This is a genomic window from Myxococcus sp. CA040A, from assembly GCF_013336725.1.
In the GTDB taxonomy this organism is placed as follows: Bacteria; Myxococcota; Myxococcia; order Myxococcales; family Myxococcaceae; genus Myxococcus; species Myxococcus llanfairpwllgwyngyllgogerychwyrndrobwllllantysiliogogogochensis.
This window is the reverse complement of sequence record NZ_JABUMR010000021.1, coordinates 43,193-59,289: the sequence shown is the minus strand read 5'-3', so window position 1 is coordinate 59,289 and position 16,097 is coordinate 43,193. Positions and strand designations below refer to the sequence as shown.

Sequence of the window (16,097 nt, the reverse complement as noted above, 5' to 3'; positions counted from 1 at the left end):
CACTGCAGGCACTGCTGGTATGCGCTTCTCAGCGCTCCCTTGCTGGTGCCTTCTCAAAGATTGACTGCGGTTTCCGCAATCCTTCTCTTCTTCTTGGGCTTGCTATTTGGTTTTCAAAGACCGAGCCACTTGTTTCATCCGCGACTTCCTGCTACCTTGCTGCCGCCTTCTACTTCTTTCCGGCGTCAGCGGGGCGCCTCTTCTATTTCATCTTCGCGCTCCCTGTCAACCACCCAGTTTCGCTTTTCTTCTTTGCTGCTTCCCGAAGTCTCCAGCGCCGCCCAGTGGCTTCCGCTGCTTCTTTCGAGAGGGCGGCTTCTATCACCACCGCGCCCCGGATCAACCTATTTGGTTGGCTCCGTCTTTTTTCCTGCGTCCGCCCCGGTGGGTTACCGCGATCACCGTTTCGGCCAGGGGGCGCGGCTTCTATCACCGCCGCGTCCCAGGTCAACAACCTTCGTCGACCGTTTACTTCCCCCGTCCGTTCGCCGTCAGGTGCCGGGGCACCAAGGCGTCGAGCAGGGGTCCAGTTAGTACCTCGTCACCTGTCGTCCGTCAAATACCGGATGATCGGTCCGCAGGATTTATCCACCGAACCGCATTTCGTGAACCCCCGACGCCCCAGGAAGGCTTCCTCGGCATCAGGGGTCGGCCCTCCGCCCGCCCTCCGACGTTGGGGGCGAGGCCAGCGTCCCGAACAACCAGTCCGAGAGCGGAACGGTGATGTTGAAGTTCCAGCGCCCCATCTTCGAGGGGTCGTGGTGCGCCTGGTGGTGCCTGCGAAGCCAGCCCAGCGGCCGGAGTCGGGCCAGTCGGTGCTCGGGCGGCAGGTGGTGGCAGAAGTGGAGCCACTCGTAAGAGAGGTAGTAGCCCACCGTCGACGCCACGAAGAGCCAGCCCACGTTCCGCGTCGACACCAGGAAGGTGAGCACTCCCAGCGGCGCGGCGACAGCTCCCAGGAAGAAGAGGAGCAACACCGGCGGGAAGAGCACCATCTTCACGTCCCGGGAGGACTCGTAGGCCAGGGCGTCGTGGGTGAAGAAGCGGTGGTGTTGCTCGGTGTGCCGCTGGAAGAGCAGCCCCAGCCCCCGCCTCTTGTGGTGCATGGGCCCCCGGTGCCCCAGGAACTCCACCACGTTCCCCAGCAAGAAGACCCCGGGAACCGTCAGCCACTCCCAGGGACGCACCGCCTCTACTCGAGAGAGCGCCAGGAGGATGACGCCCAGCGAGCCCAGACTCGTGAAGGCGAAGTGCGCCCGGCCAGAGTAGCGGGGACCGACATGCTCACCGCGGTACTGCTCGCGGAAGGCCGTCACCCGCTCGGGAATGGTGCCAGGCGCCACGTTCCCTCCCGAGCCGCTCAGCTGTCCTTCTGCCGAGCCTTCGTCTTCTGAAGCTTCTTCATCTTGTCCAGGATGAGCGTGCGCTTCAGCCCGGAAAGGTGGTCCACGAAGACGTGGCCATCCAGGTGGTCGATTTCGTGCTGGAGGACGTGCGCCAGGCGCCCTTCCGCCTCCACCTCGTGCCACTCCCCTGTCCTGTCCTGGTAGCGGACCTTGACCCGGTGGAACCGCGGGCACTTCTCCCACTCACGCGGGACGGAGAGGCAGCCCTCCTCCAACGTGACGTTCTCCTTCCGCTCCAGGATTTGTGGGTTGACGATTTCGAAGGACGTCCCGTCCTCACGCCCCACCAGGGCCACGCGCAGCGACACGCCCACCTGATTGGCGGCGATGCCGATGCCTTCGGCTTCCTTCATGGATTCGGCCATCTCCTCCAGGAGCGTCTGGAGCGAGGGACCGAAGTCCGTCACGGGCTTCGTGGGCGAGGTGAGGACCTTGTGCGGCCAGATGACGATGTCGCGAGCCATGGGGCGCAATTTGCCATGTGCCCCCCACCCGGTGCCACGCCGGAAGGCTCCAGATGAGGTCTTCGCCACCTCGGCCGTCCCCTCCCGAAAACTCCCGGGACGCCCCAGCATGGGCGAGCACAGGTCTGGTAGACCTCCCCGCATGAATCCGCACTCCCAGCTCATCGTCGACTTCTACTCGGCGTTCCAGCGCCGTGACTCGAAGGCCATGAACGCCTGCTACCACCCGGACGTGGAGTTCTCCGACTCCGTCTTCATTGGCCTGCGCCACGGGAGCACCACCGCCATGTGGACCATGCTCTGCGAGCGCGGCAAGGACCTGCAGGTCACCTACCGCGACGTCCAGGCCGATGACCGCACCGGTCGCGCCCACTGGGATGCCCTCTACACCTTCGCCACCACCGGCCGGAAAGTCCTCAACCGCATCGACGCGGAGTTCGAGTTCCGCGACGGGAAGATTGTCCGCCACCAAGACCGCTTCGACTTCTGGACCTGGTCTCGTCAGGCACTCGGGCCCACGGGGCTCGTCCTCGGATGGACGCCCTTCCTCCGGAACAAGGTCCGCACCCAGGCCCGACGCACCCTGGACAAGTACATGCGCGACCACAACCTCACGGGCCCCTGACCCTCTACCGGAGCGCGCTCCCTCCGATTCCTCGAAGGGCGGCCCCTGCTCGCAGCGGCTTCAGGTCCGGTGCCACCCAGGAAGCTCGTGCCTCGGCCGAGTCCAGCGTCTCCTTCTGGTAGTGCCTCGCCAACAGCTTCGCGTCGGCCAGCTCCGGGGTCGTCTCCAACAAGGCCTCCAGGGACGCGCTCCCCGGTGACTCGTCCATCGCCCCCTGGACGAGCTCCGCCCAGCCCCGGGTCAGCGTCTCGTGATACTTGCCCGCCGCCCCGAGCGTCGTGGCGTAGCGCCGGATGAGGTCGCGCAGCCGCGCCAGCCCCGCCTCGAAGCCTTCCGCGCGCAGGCACAGCCAGGCCAGCCGCAGGTGCTCCCGGTGACGGAACCGCTCTCCCGGATAGGTGGCCGCCTCCACCGCCGCGAGAAAGTCCGCGTCCCCCAGGTCGCCCCCTTCCACGCTCACGGTTTCACCTTCGGCTTCGACTTGCGCTCCGGGCGGGCCACGTGGTCCACCTCGGCGAGCGCCTCGAGCCCCGTCGTCAGGCCCTCCACATCCTCGTCGCCCAGCCGCTCCAGCACCGCGGCCTCCAGGACTTCCAGCCGGCGGTGGACCCGCGTGGCCAACGCCCGGCCCGCTCCCGTCAGCAATACCTGGAACGAGCGACGGTCCTCGGGCCTCGCCTCCCGCTTCACCAGACGCTTCGCTTCCAACCGGTCCATGTAGCTGGTCAGCGTGGAGCGCTTGTGTGCGAAGGCCGCGTGCAGCTCGCTCAGCGAGGTGTCCCCCGCTTCCAACAAGTACGCCAAGAGGTGGGCCTCCCCCTGCGAGAGCCCCAAGGGAGGCTCGACCGCCTCCAGGAACAGGCCGATGCGGTGGGTGGCCCGGTGCACTTCCAGGACGAATCGGAGCCGCTTCATGGCGCTTCTCTAACAACCGCTCCGTTTTCGGAATTTCCGAAAACGAAATGAATCGTCCGGCAGCCAACCCGTGCCCAGCCCCCCACCCGATGCTCTATCCTCCAGGAATGCTCCCCGAGAACGCGCCCGTGGACCTCCTGGACCTCTGGCTCCTGGAGGCAGCCCTGGAGCTGCCGACGCCCCTTCAGCTGCTCGTGTCGCCGGACCCCGCGGGCTCACTCAACATGCGCGATGACCCTCGCTTCTCCCACGAGGAGCTGTGCGAGCGCCTGGCCGGACTCGCCGAGCGGGACCTCATCCGCATCCACGAACACCCGGACGGCATGGAGGAGCTCTTCACCCCCGAGGCGATTTCCCAGGCCATCCTCCGGCCCCGTCCGCGCTCCATCCAGGTCTATGAACTCACGCCCTCGGGAGGTGCGCTCTGGGAGACCCAGGCCCGGCCCGACTGGAGCCGCTACGTCAACGCCGGCGAGGAGCCCAGCGTCAACGACGCCCCGGAGTCCTGGGTCATCGAAGCCCTGAGTCTCGACATCGCCGAGGCGGAGTTTCGCTTCCACGAGGAGCTCGGCGATGGAAACCGCCCCGTTCCCGAGTCGAAGCGCGGCGAGGCGCTCACTCCCTGGAATGTGACGTACTGGAAGACGCTGCCGCGCGGCTATCGCCTCCACTACACCAGCGTCCCCCAGCCACCCGACCCGGTCCGCACCGCCGCCTCGCACCGCCGAGAGCCCTGGTACACCCCCGTCCGACTGTGACGAAGGGTGGACCCTTGCCTCTCAAGGGGCTCAACCCGGCACTCTCGACGCACGCGAGGGCGCGGGCGGCTCAGGGCGCGGGGGCCTTGGCTCCGGCGGCCTTCGGGGCCTCGGCCCGGTACACGTAGAGCGTGTAGTTCGAGCCCGTCGCATAGCCAGGCAGCTTCCCAGGGTTGAACACACTGGTGCTCGACACCGTGCCGCCCGCGTAGCCGCTCGGCGCCTCCACCAGCTTCAGCGCACACCCCGCCAGCACGAGCCCCGCCACCGGCACGTCGTTGCTCACGAGCGTGCACGTCCCAGAGGCCGTGAAGCTCCCTTCCGGCAGATTGAAACGCATGTGCGCCGGTATCTGCTGCCCCGCCGGAAAGCGCGTGTCGGTGATTCGCAGGCACGCCGTCGCCGACCCCACGCTCTTCTCTCCCCGGCTCACCCACTTGCCGTCGCGCTCGCGGCTCTTCGGCACGTAGATGCTCGCGCCCAGCTTCACCGTCGTCTCGAACGGCGCCGCCGCGCACACCGCCGCGTCCGGGGGCTTCGTCGGGTCCTCCTGCGTGCGGAACTGGTAGACCTCCTCCGCCGCTCGCGCCTCGGGGACTCCCGCCAGCATCACCCACGCACCCAGCACCACCGCACCACCGTGCCACCGCGACATAGGTTCCTCCTCTTGAGAGTCCTGGAGCCCGCACGCATCCGGGTCCCTGCCCGCCGACAGCCTCTACCCGTTGGCCCATGAGCCCCTGGCGCGCACGGCCCCTCCTTACCGCGCGCGCCTGGAGGCCGCTGCTACTGCCAGGACAGCGTGTACTCGGCGTCGAGCGGCCCCGTCTTCTTGCCGCTCACGTGCACCTGCGTTCCGCCCATCGCCTCGATGACCGCCTGGAGCACACCCTCGTGATAGGCCGGCGTCATGAAGTCGCGCTTCATCGTGAAGACGCCACTCGTATCGCTCGTCCACGTCACGCCGCGCTCACCGTAGCTCACCGCCGCCCGGTAGCCCGAGTGCAGGTTGCCCAGCATCCGCTTCGGGCTGTTCCCGGCCAACAACAGCAGCGTCTTGCCCGCCGCCGAGGACAGGAAGTCCGACGTCGCCTGTACGCCCATCCTCCGCAACGCCGGGTCGAACCCACCGAGCTGCGGCCCCATCACCTGCGCCGCCGTGAAAGACAGCCGCAGGAACGCCGCCACCGGGTAGTTGAAGAAATCGACGTACTTCTTTTCTCCCGCGACGGCGAGGCACTGCTGTACCGCGCTTTCGCCACCAAGCACCTTCACCGCGCCAAGCACGCCATTGAAAAACAATCCGCGCGCGGTGTCTTCGCGCGTCGCCAACGAGACTCGCTCCTCCAACTCGCGCGCGAGGTGGGGCTCGAGCACGTCCGACTTCTGCTTCATGTCTGTCATCAAACGGTGTCTCCACGGGGGGAAGGAGGCACTCGAAGTTTACAGCCGAATCAACTGCGCGCCGTAGTGGATATTCGCTCCAACGGCCGCCACCAACACAATGTCCCCCGCACCCAGTCGAACGCGACCCGCCTCCAGGTCCTCCGCCAGCAGGATGAGCATCCCCGCCGCCGACGTATTTCCATACAAGTCAACATTGCAAGCGACAGTCTCGGGCGAAAGCCCCGCGCGCGACACGAAGGCATCCATCACCCGCTTGTTGGGTTGGTGAAAGTAGTACCGCTTCACCTCACCCTTCAGCTCGGGTCTGGGATTCAACACCGTGTCCAGGCACTTCTGCATGTACTCCGGATAGCTGCGCGCCACGCGAAACCCATCCACCACGAAGGCCATGTCCGCCGGACGCGACCGCCCTGGCTGGTAGGGAAGCTTCAACACCCCGCCCCCCTTGCGGATGACCAGGTCCCCATGCGCGTTGCCCGAGAAGGAGGCGAGGATGCCCGCCCCCGCCGGCGCGTCCTGCTTCGTCTGGAGCACCACCGCGCCCGCCCCGTCCCCGAACACGTACATGGAGAGGTAGCCCTGGAGCGTCTTGGCCCGACCCGGCCCCGGAGGCAGCTCGTCCAGGTACACCTCCCGGTTCACCAGCGGCGACGTGAAGGCCGAGGCCACCACCGCCACCGTGCGGAAGCGGCCCCCGTCCATCATCTTCTTCACCAGGTCCAACACGTACGTCGTGCCACCACATCCGTCATCCACCACCAACGCGAAGGCGTCCTCCCGCAGCCCCAGCCGGTGGTGCAGCTGCATGGCGTCATGGTTGAAGTGCGGCGCGTCCGGCGTACACGTGACGACGAAGAGCGCGTCCAGCTCCCCCGCCTCCACGCCCGCGCCCGTCAGCGCCTTGCGCAGCGCCACCTCGCACATGTCCGTGTTCGTCGCGGGGTAGATGTGGCCGTCATCCTCCGGCGGAGGCACCGCGCGTCCCGTCGCCTCGTCGATGTCCCAGAGGAAGCGCCGCTCACGGATGCCCAGCTTCTCCTCGATGCGCTCCGCGGGCCACCCAGGAATGGCCCGGGCGATGCGCGCATTGCTCACCCGACGCGATGGAACGAAAGCCCCGGCTCCGACGACACAGACATTGGGTGTCATTTCATGGCCTCGTCTTTTCACCGCCACGCCGGATGGGAGGGATTCCCTGGCCTGTTCTGTCGAGCAGGATTCACGCCAGAAACGAAGCCCTTGAAATGACGGTGCACCGCGTCGGAAGCAGCTTCAGTCTTGAAGCTTCTTGCGCACATCCGACTCAGCAATCCCACGGATTTACTGAGAGGAGGCCCGTGCTTCAAAAATGAAGCGTTTCGCACCAAATCCGAAGCAAGCCCGGCGATACATTTACTTTCCGTGCGCGGATGCTCCACGCAAAGCGGGCGGTGACCTCAGGGAAACCCCTGTATTGCAAGTGATTGCGTACTCTGAGTGCCGAGACATCCTGGACCCACCCCACTGCTACGCGCGTGGAGGTCTCCTGATTTCCAGACCGAGCCGGAAGCCGTCCGCATCCAGGAGGTCGGGTGCTTCCCGGCGCAGGCAGGCCCATGCCAGTCTCCGTCGACCGAAAGGCGTCGGAACCCACCGCCTCGTCGCGACGCATGTCCCGAGCGAGGCCCGACGAATGGGACGTGCCCTCGTTCAAGTCCTATCCCCGTCGCTGGCAGCCCCTCCTCCGGCTCGTGCTCTTCACCGCGACCTATGCGCTCGGCGTGCGGCTGGGCGCGGTGCTGGCCTTCCCTCCCGAGTTGGTCTCCGCCATGTGGCCCCCCAGCGGCGTGGCGCTCGTGGGGCTCCTGCTCACGCGACACCGGGAGTGGCCGCTGCTCGCCCTCGCCGCCATCCTCGTGGAGCCGCTCGTCGTCGGCGACTCCCACGGACCCATCACCTCCACCAGCTTCGTCATCGCCGCCGGCAACCTGCTCGAGGCCATGGTGGGCGCCGTGCTCCTGCGGCGACTGGTGCGACTCCACCCGGCGATGGACCGCGTGCGGGACGTGCTGGGACTGGTGGGACTGGCCGCCCTCGGTAGCACGCTCATCAGCGCGACCCTGGGCATGGGGATGATGCTGTCGGCCCTGCGCCTGGCACCCAGTGACTTCTGGCCCTCGTGGCGGGTGTTCTGGGTGGGCAACGCCATGGGCGTGCTGCTGGTGGCGCCCCTGCTGCTCACCTGGCTCTCACGGGGACTCGACGGGTGGAACCGGCAACGACGGCTGGAACTGGCGGCCCTGCTGCTGCTGCTCGGCGTGACCACCCAGTGGGTGTTCAGCATGCCGCCCACCGCCGCGCCTCCCGCCACCTTCCACCCCGTCACCTACCTGTCCTTCCCCTTCCTGCTCTGGGCCGCCCTGCGCTTCGAGGCCCGGGGCACCACCATGGCCACCGCGGTGATGTCCTCGCTCGCCCTCTGGCACACCGCCCACGGCAACGGCCCCTTCGCCCAGTTCGCCTGGCACAACGACAGCCTCACCTTCCTCCAGTCCTTCCTCGCCGTGGCCAGCGTGTCCGGACTGCTCCTCGCCAGCGCCCTCAGCGAGCGCCGTCGCGCCCAGGAAGAGGTGAGCCACCTCAACCAGGAGCTGCGCCAGTCCCTGCAGACGCTCGCCGCCACCCAGGCCACCCTCGTGCGACGCGAGCGCATGGCCGCCCTCGGAGAGCTGAGCGCCACCGTGGCCCACGAGGTCCGCAATCCCCTGGGCGCCATCTCCAACGCGCTCGCCGCCATCCGCCGACTCGCGCCCCAGACGGCCCATGGGCCCGCGGGCACCTTGCTGGTCATCATGGATGAGGAAGTCCAGCGCCTGGACCTCATCGTCAATGACCTGCTCGACTTCACCCGCCCCATGGAGCCACGACTGCGGACCCAGGCGCTCGGCCCCGTGGTGGAGGGCGCCTTGAGCGCCTCACTGCGCTCGGGGCCCTCGGGCATCAACGTCTCGCGGACCCTGGACGAGCCGCTGCCTCCCATCGACCTGGATGCCCACCTGCTCCACGTCGCCCTCACCAACCTGTTCACCAATGCCGTGCAGGCCATGCCCTCGGGCGGCAGCCTCGTCACTCGCATCGAGCCGGAGACGCGCTCCGGGACTCTTCACGCCCGGCTCACCATCTCCGACACCGGGCACGGGATTGCTCCCGAGGTCCAACAGCGCATCTTCGAGCCCTTCTTCACCACTCGCGCCAGTGGCACCGGACTGGGACTCGCCATCGTCCGCCGCATCGTCGATGGACACCACGGAGAGGTCACCGTCGACAGCGCCGTCGGCCAGGGCACCACCTTCACCGTGTGGCTCCCGTGCGCCAGTGCACCCCAGGCCGCGGCCTGAGTGAGTGGCGGTCCACGTTGTCGTCGTGAGACCAGGCCACCGGGGCGCACCGCGCTCCTGCTCGACGGCCCTGCGCACGGCGCGGACGTCCTCACGCCTCCGTACTCCTGCTTGCGAGCCGGTCCGGACACCGTGTTTCGCACGGTGTCCGTGTCCCGACTCACGAGCGCCCCGTGACAGGGCGCCCGTCACTTCACTTCAGAACGGGATGTTGTCGTCATCGCTCGGCGGCGGAACGTCATCCTGGTAGCCGCCACCTCCACGGCTGCCGTAGCCGTCCCCGCCCCCACGATTGCCGTAGCCCTCGTTGCCACCACCACCGCCACCACCCTGCTGCCGGGCCATCTCCGCCTCGATGGCGCTCAGCAACTGGCGCTCCTTGTCGTGCCAGCGCGACTTGCTCGGGTCGTTCAGCGAGCGGCGCGCGCCGTTCGCATAGAACTCGAGGTCCTGCATGCTCGCGCCCGCGACCGGCGCGCCCTTGCTGCGGCCGTAGTTCGGGAAGACCATTCCGTCCCCGCCGCCACCACCGCCGCCGCCGCCACTGGGCGCCGCCGCGCGACGAGGCGCCGCCGACGCCGCATCCGGCGTTCCGCCGATGGACAGCTCGCCCATCCTCAGCGTGAAGCCTTCTTCATTCTTGAACGCCGTGCCGACTCGCACCTGTTCCACTCGCCCATCAGGGCGCCGCACCGCCACGGTGACTGGATAGCCTTGCTCACTCATGGCGCCCGAATCCCATCACGGGACCCTTACTGTCAACGGGAGCGCGCGCCCCGCTGTCCGCCATCCACACGCCCGCCTGGACGACGCTCTCCCGCCCTGAAGAAACAGGGGCTTCCCGGGGTGTTCGGCACACGCCGGCTCGCAGGGCAGGAGCGCGACACACCCATTCGCGTCCTCTCCCTTGCACCCGAGCACATCGCCTCACAGGGCGGCTCGCGGCTCAGGACGTCGGTGGGCCTGTCGGGCGTCGTGCTTGCGAGCACGCCTCCGCTCGGGCTGGGGGTGGACCGCCTCAGAACACGGCCGCGTCGCATGGACGGACGCGACCCGCGCGGCCTCGGCTCCGCTTGAGCCTGGGTGGACGCCTCAGGACACAACCGCGTCGTCTGGACGGGCGCGACCCGCGCGGCCTCGCCTCCATTCGGGGCGGGAGTGGACTGACTCAGGACGACAGCCGCGTCGCATGGACGGGCGCGACCCACGCGGCCTCGGCTCCGTCATTGTGGAACAGGCCCCACGGACCGGAAAAACTCACGGCCTGGATACACGCCTCGCGCAGCGGCCCTCCTCAGGGACACTCGAACGGGGCGGCGGGCTCCCTCACTTCAGGAGCCCACCTCGAATGGACAGCGAGTGGAGCGCGAACCTTCCGCGACTCCCCTCAGCTACGCCATCCTGCCCTTCTTGCCACGCGCCGCCGTCTTGGACCGGGACGCGCCACGCTTCGCGGCCACCGGCTGGGCCTCCTGCAGCGCCTTGCTCGCCGCACGACCGCGCGGCAGCTTCACGTCCTGCACCGACTGCGGCCGGGCGTCATCCACCCACGCCGTCGGACGACGGTCCGTGCGCATCAGCAACCGCAGCTTCTGGTAGTGCGCCGAGCAATACCCCTTCGAACGGCTGGGGCGCTTGCACCCGATGATGGCGCACGAACGCGAGCCATCCGCCGTCTTCGCTCCACGCGCCACCGCAACCGGCGCCTTCGCCGCCGCGCCACGCGTCGCCACCAACGGCAACTCCACCTGCGCCGTGGGACGACGTCCCGGCTTGCCACGCTTCACCGCCGGCGCCGGCAACACCGCCGCCTGCCGCGTCGTCGCCGCGGGACGCACTCCCGCCAGCGCTCCCAACCGGCTGGTCAGCGGCGCCAGGCGGAACGTCACTGAACGCAGCATGTCCAGGGCCTCAAGGCCCTCCTCCAACCGATTCACCGCCTGCTGCAAGGGCACTAGCTGGGACTGCAGCTCGCGCCGGAACATCTCTCCAAGCTCGTTCGCAATGGACATGTGACGGGAGGATATACGCCGTCCTGGGTTATCGGCGGGAAATCCGCTGCACGACGCGCGCCAACGGTCATCCCCCGAGCGATTTTCAGCCCCAGCCCCCTCCCCAGGGTCCTGCTCCGAGCAGAAGTCTCAGACCCGGGGGCCATCCTGAAACAGACGTATCAGCCTGGAACATGAGGCGACGGCACCGTCTCCACCACCGGCTTGGGCATCACCGAGGCCTGGGTCTCCACCGTCACGGGGCGCTCGGGCAGCAGGGCGGTCGCCGTCGGGCAGGAGCGCACCATCGAGGAGAGCGCCCACACAAACAACAACGTGACGACGAACGGGTGACCCACGACGGATGCCTCCAAGCACTCGGATTCCCACCAAGAACGCGACCCACCGCATTCCTTGGCCTTGCTGGGATACGAACGAGGATAGGGAAAGGGTCTGACGTGCCCCGGAGGGAGGGACAGCGGCCCGCCGAGCAGCCCCCTCCCAGGGATGGACCCGAGCCCCCGCGGCGACGTCGTGGATGTTAAAGGAGCCGGGACATGACTCCGGCCCCTCCTTCCGTCCGCTTCCGAGGCACCGATTCCTACCTGACCCACGAGGGCCTCCAGGCCGCCGTCAACTGTGCCCTCACCCTCCAGCGCCCCCTGCTGGTGAAAGGCGAGCCGGGCACCGGCAAGACGCTGCTGGCGGAGGCCATCGCCCAGGCCCTGGGCCACAAGCTGCTCACCTGGCACGTCAAGAGCACCACCCGCGCGCAGGACGGCCTGTACGTCTACGACACCGTGCAGCGCCTGTATGACTCGCGCTTCGGCGACGGCGACGTGCGAGACATCCGCCGATACATCCGCATGGGCCCCCTGGGCGAGGCGTTCTCCGCCCCCGAGCGCGTCGTGTTGCTCATCGACGAGGTCGACAAGGCGGACCTCGAGTTCCCCAACGACCTGCTCCACGAGCTGGACCGGATGCGCTTCCGCGTCACCGAGACGAACGACGAGGTGGCCGCGAAACACCGCCCCATCGTCGTCATTACGTCCAACAACGAGAAGGAGCTGCCGGACGCGTTCCTGCGCCGCTGCGTGTTCCACTTCATCGACTTCCCCGACGCGGAGCTGATGCGCCGCATCGTCGACGTGCACCACCCGGGGCTCGACGCCGCGCTCACCGACCAGGTCCTCAAGGTCTTCTACGAGCTGCGCGGCTTCACCCGCCTGCGCAAGCGCCCCTCCACCAGCGAGCTCATCGACTGGATTGCCGTGCTCAAGGCCCAGGGCATCAACGACTTGAAGCTGGACGAGAACCTGCCGTTCCTCGGCGCCCTGCTGAAGAAGGAGCAGGACCTGGTCTCCGTGGCCGAGGCCTTCGGACGCGGTCGGCGCTCGCGGGCCTGAAAGCCATGTTCCTGCCATTCTTCTACGAGCTGCGGCGACGGGGCGTGAAGGTGGGCGCGCAGGAGGCGCTCGCCCTGGCGGGAGCCCTGAAGGCGGGCCTCCATGACAGCAGCCTCGACGGCTTCTACCACGTGGCGCGCGCGCTCCTGGTCCACTCGGAGACGCAGCTCGACTCGTTCGACCAGGCGTTCCTCTCCCACTTCCAGGGCGTGGAGACCGCGGGCCTGGAGCTGACGCAGGAGCTGATGTCCTGGCTGGAGGAGGCGCGCGAGCGGCCCCAACTGACGCCCGAGGAGATGGCGCTCCTGGAGGCGCTGGACCCCGAGGAGATTCGTCGCCTGTTCGAGGAGCGCCTTCGCGAACAGAAAGAACGCCACGACGGCGGCAACCGGTGGATTGGCACCGGCGGCACGTCACCGTTCGGCAACAACGGCTTCTCGCGCGGCGGCATGCGCGTGGGGGGCAAGGCCGGCGGCAAGCAGGGCATGGCGATGATGCAGGCGGGAGCACGCAAGTACGCGGGGTATCGCGACGACCTGGTGCTCGACACGCGGCAGATGGCCGTGGCGCTGCGCAAGCTGCGCGCGTTCGCTCGAGACGGAGCGCCGGACGAGCTGGACATCGACGAGAGCATCTCCGCCACCGCTCGCAACGCGGGCGAGCTGGAGGTGGTGACGCGGCCTCCGCGCAGGCCCAACACCCGCGTGGTGCTGGCCATGGACGTGGGCGGCTCCATGGACCCTTACGCCGCGGTGATGAGCCGGCTGTTCTCCGTCGCGAGCCAGGCCACGCACTTCAAGGAATTGCGAACGTATTACTTTCACAACTGCGTCTACGGAAAGCTCTACGCCACGCCCCAGCTCACCGGCGGCATGACGGTGCCGGAGCTGGTGGCGCAGGTGGGACGGCACCACAAGCTCGTCCTGGTGGGCGATGCGTCCATGGCGCCGTACGAGCTGGCCATCCGCACGGACGCCGAGGGGCGCTACAAGGCGGACGGACAGGAAGGGCTGACGTGGCTGATGCAACTGGCCCAGCACTTCGAGCGCAACGTGTGGCTCAACCCGGAGCCGATGGGCTCGTGGCGCTCGGGCTCCATCGCGATGATTGCCCAGGTGTTCCCCATGTTCTCCCTCACCGTGGAGGGGCTGGGTGAGGCGGTGGCCCACCTGACTCGCGGACGCACCGTGAAGGGCGCGGCGGCGCGGCGCTGAAGTCGCTCGCCTCCCCCCTCCGGGGCGGGGAATTCCCGGGGCCCGTGGACTGAAGGACTGCGGGCGGCCAGGGGCGCTCGTTTCGTGCGGCGCCCCGGCGTCAGTTACGGCATGGTGCGCCGCGCGTGAGCCCGGAGCACGAGGACCTTATGACGACCGACAATCAGCAGGACGTGCTGAGCATCAACACCATCCGCACCCTGGCCATGGATGCGGTACAGCAAGCCCACTCGGGCCACCCGGGGGCTCCCATGTCCCTGGCCCCCGTCGCCTACCAGCTCTGGCAGCAAGAGCTCCGGTATGACCCGTCCCACCCCATCTGGCCGGACCGCGACAGGTTCATCCTCTCCAACGGCCACGCGTCCATGCTGCTGTACGCGCTGCTCCACCTGGCCGGCGTCAAGCGCGTCACCCGCGACTACAAGGTCGAGGAGGCCCTGAGCGTCTCGCTCGAGGACATCCAGAAGTTCCGCCAGCTGGACTCCGCCACCCCCGGCCACCCCGAGTACCGGTGGACCAGCGGCGTGGAGACCACCACGGGTCCCCTGGGCCAGGGCGTGGCCAACAGCGTGGGCATGGCCATCGCCAGCCGCTGGCTCGCCGGCCACTTCAACAAGCCCGGCTTCGAGATGTTCTCCCATGACGTCTACGCCATCTGCGGCGACGGCGACCTCATGGAAGGCGTCGCGTCCGAGGCCGCGTCCATCGCCGGCCACCTCCAGCTGCCCAACCTCTGCTGGCTCTACGACTCCAACCACATCTCCATCGACGGCAGCACCGACCTGGCCTTCACCGAGGACGTGGGCCGCCGCTTCGAGGGCTACGGCTGGCGCGTGCTGCGCGTGCCGGACGCCAACGATTTGACCGTCCTGGGCGAGGCCCTCCACACCTTCAAGACGCTGCGGGGCAAGCCCACCCTCATCATCGTCACCACCCAGATTGCCTACGGCGCCCCCAAGCTCCAGGGGTCGTCCAAGGCTCACGGCGAGCCGCTCGGCGACGAGGAAATCAAGGGCACCAAGCGCAACTACGGCTGGCCCGAGGACGCGAAGTTCCTGGTCCCCGAGGGCGTGCGCGAGCGCTTCCAGGACCGCATGGGCGCCCGCGGCAAGAAGCTGCGCGAGGCGTGGGATGCGCGCTTCGTCGAGTACCAGAAGCAGTTCCCCGAGCTGGCCGACGAGCTGACGCGCATGCAGCGCCGTGAAGCCCCCAAGGGCTGGGACTCCGAGCTGCCGACGTTCCCCACCGACGCCAAGGGCATGGCCACCCGCGAGTCCAGCGGCAAGGTGCTCAACGCCGTCGCGAAGAACTACCCGTGGCTGGTGGGTGGCTCGGCCGACCTCAACCCGTCCACGAAGACGTACATCACCGGCTCCGAGTCCATGAAGCCCGGCGAGCACGCCGGCCGCAACATCCACTTCGGCGTGCGCGAGCACGCGATGGGCTCCATCGTCAACGGCCTGTGCCTGAGCAAGGTGCGCGGCTACGGCGCCACGTTCCTCATCTTCAGTGAGTACGAGCGCCCCGCCATCCGCCTGTCCTCGCTGATGGAGCTGCCCGCGCTGCACATCTTCACGCACGACTCCATCGGCCTGGGCGAAGACGGCCCCACGCACCAGCCCGTGGAGCAGCTCGCCAGCCTGCGCGCCATCCCCGGCCTCATCGTGCTGCGTCCCGCCGACGCCAACGAAGTCGTCGAGGCGTGGCGGGTCATCGGCCAGCAGAAGAGCCACCCCGTCGTCCTCGTCCTCACCCGCCAGGCCGTGCCCACCGTGGACCGCACCAAGTACGGCGCGGCGTCTGGTGTCGCCAAGGGCGGCTACGTGCTGGCGGACGCGGAGGGCGGCAAGCCGGAGGTGGTGCTCATCGGCACCGGCAGCGAGGTGTCCCTGTGCCTGGACGCCCACGACAAGCTCACGGCCGAGGGCATCAAGTCCCGCGTCGTCAGCCTGCCCTCGTGGGAGCTGTTCGAGAGCCAGTCCCAGGAGTACCGCGACAGCGTGCTGCCTCCCACCGTGCGCGCGCGCGTCGCGGTGGAGAAGGGCGCGGCGTTCGGCTGGGAGCGCTGGGTCGGCTTCGAGGGCGGCATCGTCGCCATGCGCAGCTTCGGCGCGTCCGCCCCCATCAAGGCGCTCCAGCAGAAGTTCGGCTTCACCGTCGACAACGTGGTGAAGGTGGCCAAGGACACGCTGGCCAAGGCCAAGGCGTAGTCACCGTCACCCGCGCGCCCGACGCGCGACGCTGAAAAAGACGAGGGCCCCGGACCATCCCCCAACGGTCCGGGGCCCTTCTTGCTTCAGTCCTCGCCACTGTCCTTCCAAAAGAAAGGGACTCGGGCCATCCCCCAACAGCCCGAGCACCCGATGCCCCTCTTAAAGAGAGGCTCCGCATCAAGAAAAGGCCCCCGACTCATCCCCCAACAAATCGGGGAGCCCGAACAGCCACTCCCGTTGCCGCACGAGAGCCGCGTTGCTCAAATCATCGTGGGTTCACGGGAGCCCCTTGCCCGACTCGAAGCCCCCCGGCTCCGGTCG

General features: G+C 68.1%; 16 protein-coding genes. 6 read left to right on the top strand and 10 right to left on the bottom strand.

Annotated features, from left to right (window positions below):
* Positions 1-641: 641 nt before the first annotated feature.
* Together HUA75_RS44930 and def are read right to left on the bottom strand one after the other, a co-directional pair.
* On the bottom strand, positions 642-1,343 hold the full coding sequence (locus tag HUA75_RS44930) for a sterol desaturase family protein (RefSeq protein ID WP_174468614.1): 702 nt from the start codon (positions 1,341-1,343) through the stop codon (positions 642-644).
* Positions 1,344-1,360: 17 nt separating this feature from the next.
* Complete coding sequence (gene def / locus HUA75_RS44925; protein ID WP_141647652.1) at positions 1,361-1,870, bottom strand: peptide deformylase; 510 nt, start codon at positions 1,868-1,870, stop codon at positions 1,361-1,363.
* Between the two features lie 142 nt (positions 1,871-2,012).
* Here def and HUA75_RS44920 point away from each other — a divergent pair, with 142 nt between their 5' ends.
* Positions 2,013-2,495: a nuclear transport factor 2 family protein gene (locus HUA75_RS44920; protein ID WP_141647653.1), complete on the top strand. Its 483-nt coding sequence runs from the start codon at positions 2,013-2,015 to the stop codon at positions 2,493-2,495.
* A 4-nt stretch (positions 2,496-2,499) separates the two neighbouring features.
* Here the strand turns inward: HUA75_RS44920 and HUA75_RS44915 are convergent, their stop codons facing one another.
* Both HUA75_RS44915 and HUA75_RS44910 read right to left on the bottom strand, forming a co-directional pair.
* A complete protein-coding gene (locus tag HUA75_RS44915; RefSeq protein ID WP_174489960.1) occupies positions 2,500-2,955 on the bottom strand; it encodes a hypothetical protein in 456 nt (151 codons plus the stop codon).
* Entirely contained in the window at positions 2,952-3,410 is a 459-nt protein-coding gene (locus HUA75_RS44910; RefSeq protein WP_141647655.1) for a MarR family winged helix-turn-helix transcriptional regulator, read from the bottom strand. The genes HUA75_RS44915 and HUA75_RS44910 overlap by 4 nt, the downstream gene beginning before the upstream one ends.
* A 107-nt stretch (positions 3,411-3,517) precedes the next feature.
* Here HUA75_RS44910 and HUA75_RS44905 point away from each other — a divergent pair, with 107 nt between their 5' ends.
* Positions 3,518-4,168: a hypothetical protein gene (locus HUA75_RS44905; RefSeq protein WP_246137690.1), complete on the top strand. Its 651-nt coding sequence runs from the start codon at positions 3,518-3,520 to the stop codon at positions 4,166-4,168.
* A 70-nt stretch (positions 4,169-4,238) separates the two neighbouring features.
* Here the strand turns inward: HUA75_RS44905 and HUA75_RS44900 are convergent, their stop codons facing one another.
* From HUA75_RS44900 to HUA75_RS44890, 3 genes are all read right to left on the bottom strand, one after another.
* Positions 4,239-4,823 (bottom strand): hypothetical protein, encoded by a 585-nt coding sequence (locus tag HUA75_RS44900; RefSeq protein ID WP_246137691.1) that lies wholly within the window; start codon positions 4,821-4,823, stop codon positions 4,239-4,241.
* A gap of 131 nt (positions 4,824-4,954) precedes the next feature.
* The gene (locus tag HUA75_RS44895; protein WP_141647656.1) at positions 4,955-5,572 is read right to left on the bottom strand and encodes a DUF2378 family protein; all 618 of its coding nucleotides are present in this window, start codon (positions 5,570-5,572) and stop codon (positions 4,955-4,957) included.
* A 39-nt stretch (positions 5,573-5,611) separates the two neighbouring features.
* On the bottom strand, positions 5,612-6,724 hold the full coding sequence (locus tag HUA75_RS44890) for a 3-oxoacyl-ACP synthase III family protein (protein ID WP_141647657.1): 1,113 nt from the start codon (positions 6,722-6,724) through the stop codon (positions 5,612-5,614).
* 530 nt (positions 6,725-7,254) lie between these two features.
* On the opposite strand from HUA75_RS44890, the gene HUA75_RS44885 reads away from it, so the two are divergent.
* Positions 7,255-8,952 (top strand): MASE1 domain-containing protein, encoded by a 1,698-nt coding sequence (locus tag HUA75_RS44885; protein ID WP_174489959.1) that lies wholly within the window; start codon positions 7,255-7,257, stop codon positions 8,950-8,952.
* A 198-nt stretch (positions 8,953-9,150) separates the two neighbouring features.
* On the opposite strand, the gene HUA75_RS44880 is transcribed toward HUA75_RS44885, so the two are convergent.
* From HUA75_RS44880 to HUA75_RS44870, 3 genes are all read right to left on the bottom strand, one after another.
* Positions 9,151-9,678, bottom strand: coding sequence for a hypothetical protein (locus HUA75_RS44880; protein ID WP_141647659.1), 528 nt, complete (start codon positions 9,676-9,678; stop codon positions 9,151-9,153).
* 665 nt (positions 9,679-10,343) lie between these two features.
* The gene (locus HUA75_RS44875) at positions 10,344-10,964 is read right to left on the bottom strand and encodes a vegetative protein (RefSeq protein WP_246137692.1); all 621 of its coding nucleotides are present in this window, start codon (positions 10,962-10,964) and stop codon (positions 10,344-10,346) included.
* A 161-nt stretch (positions 10,965-11,125) separates the two neighbouring features.
* Complete coding sequence (locus tag HUA75_RS44870; RefSeq protein ID WP_174489958.1) at positions 11,126-11,302, bottom strand: hypothetical protein; 177 nt, start codon at positions 11,300-11,302, stop codon at positions 11,126-11,128.
* Between the two features lie 198 nt (positions 11,303-11,500).
* Between HUA75_RS44870 and HUA75_RS44865 the strand changes: the two genes are divergently transcribed.
* From HUA75_RS44865 to tkt, 3 genes are all read left to right on the top strand, one after another.
* Positions 11,501-12,349, top strand: coding sequence for a MoxR family ATPase (locus HUA75_RS44865; RefSeq protein WP_141647660.1), 849 nt, complete (start codon positions 11,501-11,503; stop codon positions 12,347-12,349).
* Between the two features lie 5 nt (positions 12,350-12,354).
* Positions 12,355-13,563, top strand: coding sequence for a VWA domain-containing protein (locus HUA75_RS44860; RefSeq protein WP_174456217.1), 1,209 nt, complete (start codon positions 12,355-12,357; stop codon positions 13,561-13,563).
* Between the two features lie 149 nt (positions 13,564-13,712).
* Complete coding sequence (gene tkt, locus HUA75_RS44855) at positions 13,713-15,773, top strand: transketolase (protein ID WP_174489957.1); 2,061 nt, start codon at positions 13,713-13,715, stop codon at positions 15,771-15,773.
* Positions 15,774-16,097 lie beyond the last annotated feature (324 nt).